Origin of the sequence: Clostridium sp. UBA1056 (genome assembly GCA_002316385.1) — a bacterium.
GTDB lineage: Bacteria > Bacillota > Clostridia > Clostridiales > Clostridiaceae > Clostridium_J.
In genome coordinates, this window is record DCDL01000022.1 from 84,906 (window position 1) to 91,671 (window position 6,766).

General features: G+C 29.7%; 5 protein-coding genes. 2 read left to right on the plus strand and 3 right to left on the minus strand.

Features of this window, described 5'->3' with window-relative positions; all coding sequences use genetic code 11:
* Positions 1–189: 189 nt before the first annotated feature.
* On the plus strand, positions 190–1,596 hold the full coding sequence (locus B3W71_RS06425; RefSeq protein WP_346888115.1) for a PLP-dependent aminotransferase family protein: 1,407 nt from the start codon (positions 190–192) through the stop codon (positions 1,594–1,596).
* A gap of 414 nt (positions 1,597–2,010) precedes the next feature.
* Positions 2,011–3,405, plus strand: a complete 1,395-nt coding sequence (locus tag B3W71_RS06430) for a DUF4317 domain-containing protein (RefSeq protein ID WP_346888116.1) — start codon at positions 2,011–2,013, stop codon at positions 3,403–3,405.
* 230 nt (positions 3,406–3,635) lie between these two features.
* On the opposite strand, the gene B3W71_RS06435 is transcribed toward B3W71_RS06430, so the two are convergent.
* The 3 genes from B3W71_RS06435 to B3W71_RS06445 are packed head-to-tail and all read right to left on the minus strand — an operon-like array spanning position 3,636 to position 6,598.
* On the minus strand, positions 3,636–4,121 hold the full coding sequence (locus B3W71_RS06435; protein WP_346888117.1) for a hypothetical protein: 486 nt from the start codon (positions 4,119–4,121) through the stop codon (positions 3,636–3,638).
* A 33-nt stretch (positions 4,122–4,154) separates the two neighbouring features.
* The gene (locus B3W71_RS06440) at positions 4,155–5,810 is read right to left on the minus strand and encodes a hypothetical protein (protein ID WP_346888118.1); all 1,656 of its coding nucleotides are present in this window, start codon (positions 5,808–5,810) and stop codon (positions 4,155–4,157) included.
* Positions 5,811–5,812: 2 nt separating this feature from the next.
* Positions 5,813–6,598, minus strand: a complete 786-nt coding sequence (locus tag B3W71_RS06445) for an ABC transporter ATP-binding protein (protein WP_346888119.1) — start codon at positions 6,596–6,598, stop codon at positions 5,813–5,815.
* Positions 6,599–6,766 lie beyond the last annotated feature (168 nt).

Below are 6,766 nucleotides of genomic sequence, written 5' to 3' on the forward strand. Positions count from 1 at the left end.
TCAACACTTATCACTTCCTTCTAAAATTATAAATTTATTAACGTAATTATATTTTAAAAGCAATGAAAAGTCTCCAACCATTCTTGGTTGTTTTTTAACCAACCAAATGATATATTAATAATAATATCATCTGGAGGTATAATTATGTTTAATATAAATTGGAAACCTGACAGAAATGATTCCACTCAGTTGCATATACAAATCGTTAGATACATGAAGGATAAAATAGCCAGTGGAGAATGGCCAGTAGATTTTAAATTACCCAGTCAAAGGACACTTTCTGAAATCTTTGGCGTTAATAGAAGTACCGTTGTAGCTGCAATAGAAGAACTAACTGCTGAGGGTCTTTTAAATGGAAATGCAGGAGGTGGTACGAGGGTAATAAACAATACATGGACATTAATGTCTATTCATCATTCCCACAACTGGAATCCGTATATCTCCTCAGGAGTACATCAGGCCAATCAAAGAATAATACAACAGATTAATGTGGCTGAATTCCAACCAGATATTATCAAAATGGGGTCTTGTGAACCGTCTCCTGAGTTAATTCCTAACGAAATGATTCAGAAAACATTGGAAAAACTATCTAAATCTATGAAACCCTTAGGTTACGAAGAACCAAAAGGAGCACTTTATTTAAGAAGAGAGATATGTGCATATCTTAAAACATTGGGCATTGAGGCTGAGCCTGACTCAGTTTTGATTACTTCCGGAGTATTGCAGGCACTTCAGCTTATTTCCCTTGGACTTTTGAACACAAACTCAGTAGTTTATTTAGAGAAGCCATCATACCTCTATTCTCTGAGAACTTTTCAATCCTTTGGATTACAACTCTCTGGAATACAACTTGATGAAGAAGGCATTGATGTAAAAGAATTGATTAACCGTCATCAGCGAAGAAAAGGATCTATGCTGTTTTCAATACCTACCTTTCAAAATCCTACAGGTAACGTAATGTCACTTGAGAGAAGAAAAATGCTTATAAATGCCTGTGATATAGAACGATTGCCTATTATCGAAGATGACGTATACAGAGAGCTTTGGTTTGATGAACAGCCGCCACCACCACTAAAGGCATTTGATAAAAACGGGCTTGTATTATATACGGGAGGCATATCAAAGAATCTATGCCCTGGTCTTAGGATTGGATGGATTGTAGGACCAGAAAAAGTTATTGAAAGACTAGCGGATATAAAAATGCAAACGGATTATGGATCTAGCTCGCTTTCTCAAAATGTAACTGCAGAACTTTTTTCAAGCGGTCTGTATTATCAGCATAACGATATAATGAGAAAAAATGTAAGGATTCGAAGAGATGTTACTATTGGAGCATTAAAAAAGTATTTTATTGGCATGGCCACCTGGAATATTCCAGCTGGAGGGTATTTCATTTGGCTTAAGCTGAATGAAGGTATCTCCATGCATGAGTTTTTCGTAAAAGCCTTAAGTAAAAAAATACTTGTTTTTCCTGGATATTTGTATGAATTTCACTCCAATCACCATATAAGAATTTCATATTCTTATGCCTCTCCTAAGGAAATAGAATATGCAATCAAAACTCTTGCAGAATTGGTATCAGAACAATTAGGTTAAGTGAGCCAGTCAATTTTAACTACTCCTTCACTTTTTCTAACTCCTTACCTTCTAAAAATATAATATCTAAATTTTAAATTAATTTCACTACAAATATTTACTTGATGGAGATACTCTCGCATGGCAAAAAATACCACCACCTTTATGGCGTTATATGCAATTATCAATTCTTTAAGTATTGTAAGAAATAATTATTAATAAGGACAAGTTAAACACTAACTTGCCCTTATTTTATATACTATTATGAGCAATTATTTAAAGCTTTTCTTTTAAATCTAATAAAATCTTTAATTAATATAAAAAAAATACTATACTTAAGTTAGTGTTCAAATCTTTGATTTGGTTTACACGAACTTATTCATTGGAATGAATATAACAATGAGTTTCCTTATTAAATAATTGAGAGGTTTATATATGAGAAAAAAAGATATACTTGAGTTAAAAAGACGTTTTAAAAAAGATCAATGTACCTTCACTAAAATATGTGGTTGCTATGTTAATGGAGAAAAACATACTATTTTAAAATTTAGAGAAACCTTTCTAAATTTAGATGAAGATGAATACTTTAAATACTTAGAAATTGCTAAAAAGGTGCTGTCTGGAACTATTGGAAATAATATTTTAGAACTTAACTTTCCAACTAATGAAGATTATATAAATGAAAGACAAGTTTCTCTTATGCAGCTTAAAAACAGTCACTTAAAAGATGATGCTCTTCTTGATGATTTTTATGAATTGATTATAAACAATTATGATTATACTGGTAATTTTTTAATACTTGTTTTTCATGATGCTTATGATGTTATTACTAAAACCAAGGATAATTTAAAATTAGATGAATCTGAAGAAGTATATGAATATGTGTTATGTGCAATATGCCCTGTTTCACTTTCTGAGCCTGGTCTTAGACACTTTGAAGAAGAAAACAAGATAAAAGCACGTATTAGAGACTGGGTAGTTGATGCCCCAACTAATGGATTTGTGTTTCCTGCTTTTATTGATCGTAGTTCAGATGTTAACTCTATTATGTATTACACCAAAAATGCAAAGAATACCCATCCTGAATTAATGGAAAATGCTTTAGGTTGTTACTCAAAGCAGACCGCTACTGTGCAAAAAGAAACATTCCAATCAATTATTAAAGATTCCTTTAGTACTGATGATAAGGCTGATAAAACTTTTATGGAAATACAAGAAAATCTAAATAACATGATAGATGAATACAATGCTATGTACGATGATACAGATTGTGAACCTATAAGCTTAACAAAGAAAGATATACAAAACCTTTTAATAGAAAGTGGAGTTCCCGAGGAAATTACTACTAAGATTGAAAAATCCTATGTAGAAAACTTTGGTGATGATCTTCCTTTAGCAGAAAATTTAATTGATGCAAAGACACTTAAAGTAAACGAGCAAAGAAAAAGGGAAGAAAGCCTTCAGAAGCAGGTAGAAGTACTTCAAAATAAACTTGAGCAAATTAAACAAGAAACCTCTGTAGATAATGAAACTCACATGTCTACAGAAGTTAATGATGATAATGTGGTTCTAGAGGAGACTATAGAAACTACCTTAGAAGAATCTTTAGAAGCTGATTTAGAAGAAATTTTAGAAACTAATTTAGAAGAAGTTCAAGATACAAATTCAGAAGATAATAAGGTTACTCCTAACTATGACGTTATACTTCAAGTAAAACCTGAAAAAATACCTCAAATAAAATCTCAAATAATTGATGGTCAAAAATGTATAGTTATTCCTATTAATGAGAATGAACAAACTACTGTTAATGGCTTAGATGATTTGATTTAAGTTAGGCATCTGAAAATAAATAACAAGTCAAANNAGCATATTTGTCACGAGACTAGAAGTTAAAATCCTTTCATAATGCCGCTTTGTAAGGGTTTTGACAACGACGTATCATGGTAAATACACGGGCATTCTGACCTATTTATTTTTTGAAGATGCCTTATAAATTAATAAAGAAAATAGCAACTTTCAAAAATAAAGTTTGCTATTTTCTTTACCTGTAAATTAAAGTTTTACATCCAATCTCTTGACCAACTATCCTCCTTAGCGAAACGGCCTTTGACACAACTTATTTTCCATCCATTTTCTGTTGGATGAAAAGTAAATTGCTTTCCAAAACATGAACCCTTCCATTCTTCATAATTGATCTCAATAATTGCTTTTTTCTCAGTTTTCATTATGAAATTTAACTCATGATATTTCTCAATGAAATAATATTTACAAGGTTTCCCCATACTGCCTGTACTGGATGGATCTTCACTTACTTTTTCAGTACAATATTCTCTAAGTATATCTCTGTATTTTAGCTTGTATTCTTTCCATATAATTTTATGTGTTTCAACTAAATGCTCAGGAATTGTATTTCCCTCATAAGAGTTATCAAATTCTTCATTTTTTTCGTAATACTCACCCTCTAAAGTATTTAGTTTTCCTAAAACCTCCATTAAAGTTCTAGTAAATTCACTTTTATATTTTTCTAATCTCTCATCATCTAACATAATGTGCTTCTCCTTAGTATTACTTCCACTATATTATATTCCTATATCTTTCCAGCTTATTTTAAAGCTTATCTTCCAAATAATTATATTAATTACAAAAAGGATTGCCATAAATGCTCCTATAAAGGTAATATCATTTCTAATTATTATGTGTATTGCAGCAAATATCCCAATAAGTATTAATGTAATCACCCCTGGGACTATAAGCTTCTCACTATCAATTGTAGCAAATTTCACACTAAAAGGCATCATCTTATTTGACAGTTTAAAATAAACTAATGATGATATTAAAAGGACTAAAAACATTACAATTAAGTCTAAGATTATTGATGGTCCCTTTAATATTAAAAACACTATAGCCGTAAATAAATAAGTTGGTATAACTAATTTAAATAAGGTTCCTTTTATTGCTCCTTTTAATATTACTCCCGGATCTTTTATTGGTAATACCTTATATATAAATGCACCTTTATAATTATCACTATTATTTATATAAGCAGTGCAGAAGCATAGCATTAATACAGTTAAATACATTAATAAATGTACTTTTCCACCATAGCTTGTTTGAACAGTTTCAATAAATGATTTCTCTCTATCTGTAAAAATAAATAAAACTGGCAGAAATACAGCCATTGAAAGAGATGGATATACCTTAAGCTTAAAGTTTCTTTCTGTAGATATCATATTCTTAGTAAATATAAACATACTTTTTTCAGTTTTATCTTTGCAAATTATTCCTGCTATAAAATCTTTTCTTATTTTATCTCCACCTCTTATAGTTCCCCCATTATCATTTAGTTTTTGAAGGTTCTTTTCAAAATAAGGTACTACCTTCATAACATAAAGGATAATTAGTATTACTGGAGCTAATATTGCCATTACAGATAAAAATATTAAAAAAGGATTTCTATTTCCATCTATTAATATTCCAAAAGGGGCTGCAAACCACATAGATGGAACTAAACTATGCCAAAGCTTAGGTACATAAATAGCTGTCCTATCTATAATATTAAAAAATCTATTAAATAACTGGTACCCAAAAGTAAATACAAATGCTAATAATATTTGAAAATAGTTTATAATATCCTTTAGCTTTTCTCCATCAAAGAACTTTAAAACTAAAGTATATAAAAATGCCGTTATTACTATAACTAATAAAGCTATTAGTATATTTTCTATAAAAAATATTGGGAAAAATATAACTCCATATTTTACTGTTCCAAAAATTAAAGGCATTAAATTAAGGGACAAAGATATACCAAGTAGATACATACATATATGAGTAAGCTTTGCAGCATTAAAGGTTTTATTATCTACAGGCTTTGGTAATAGTATGTTTTTTTCCTTTACATCTAATAAAACAGCTGAGAAATCTGATATCATAAGTGATACCATCATAAATAAATTTACACCTATAATAATATTTATATTTTTTAAAGCTGGCATATCAATTAACATTAACATTCCAATAAAAATGCTTAAAAATCCATTAAAAAGAAGTAGGTACGTATAACTATTCTTATCTTTATTTTCAAAGGATTTATTATTTGTGAAAACAGTACTTACTCTGCGTCCATCCATAGTTAATTTTATTTGCAAAATCATTCGCATAATATCATAATTAACACCTGCTTTTTTATACAACCCTTTAAATTTATCTAATAGCCTTAACATCGCAAATTCCTTCATAGCTATACCTCTTGAACTAAAGAAACAAATTCTTTAGCAATCTGTCCATGTTCATTAAATCCTGTTAATTGATTGAATATTTCTTCTAAAGAGCTTTCCTTTTCACTATTTCTAAGCTCCTCAAAACTTCCATCTGCAGCTATTGTTCCATTATCAATAAGTACAATTCTATCACTTACCTTCTCTACAACATCCATTATGTGTGAAGAATAAAATATAGTTTTTCCTTCCTTTGCAAGTCTACTCATAACTTCTTTAAATATCATTACACTATTAGCATCTAGTCCACTTAAAGGCTCATCAAAAAATAATATATCTGGATTATGAATTAAACTACATATTATTAGTAGCTTTTGCTTCATTCCTTTTGAATATGAAGATATTCTTGAGTTCATAGCTCCTTCAATTGTAAATAACTTCATAAGCTTTTCTGCTTTTTCAATAAGGGTATTTCGATCTATGCCATATACTCCACCTAAAAAGCTTATATATTCAAATGCAGTTAAATTTTCATATATATCAGCAAGCTCTGGAACATATCCAATTTTCTTCTTGTACTCCACACTTCCATTACTTATATCTTGTCCTAATATTTTTACCTGTCCTGTATAGCCTTCTATTATACCAAGCATTATTTTTATAGTTGTACTTTTACCAGCACCATTAGTTCCTATATACCCTATTATTTGTCCTCTCTGTATCTCTAAATTTATTCCATTTAGGACACGTTTATCTCCAAAGTTCATTCTAAGATCTTTAATTGATATTATACTTTCTAAATTCTCCATAAGCTTTTCCACCTCAAAAGCACAATATGTGCAAAATTAATATTTTGTTTAGGCATCTGAAAATAAATAATAAGTCAAAGATGGGAAGTATATTTTGAGATAGGCACTTGAAAAGAAATAACAAGTCAAAGATTGAAACATATTTGTCACAAGACTAGGAGTTAAAAT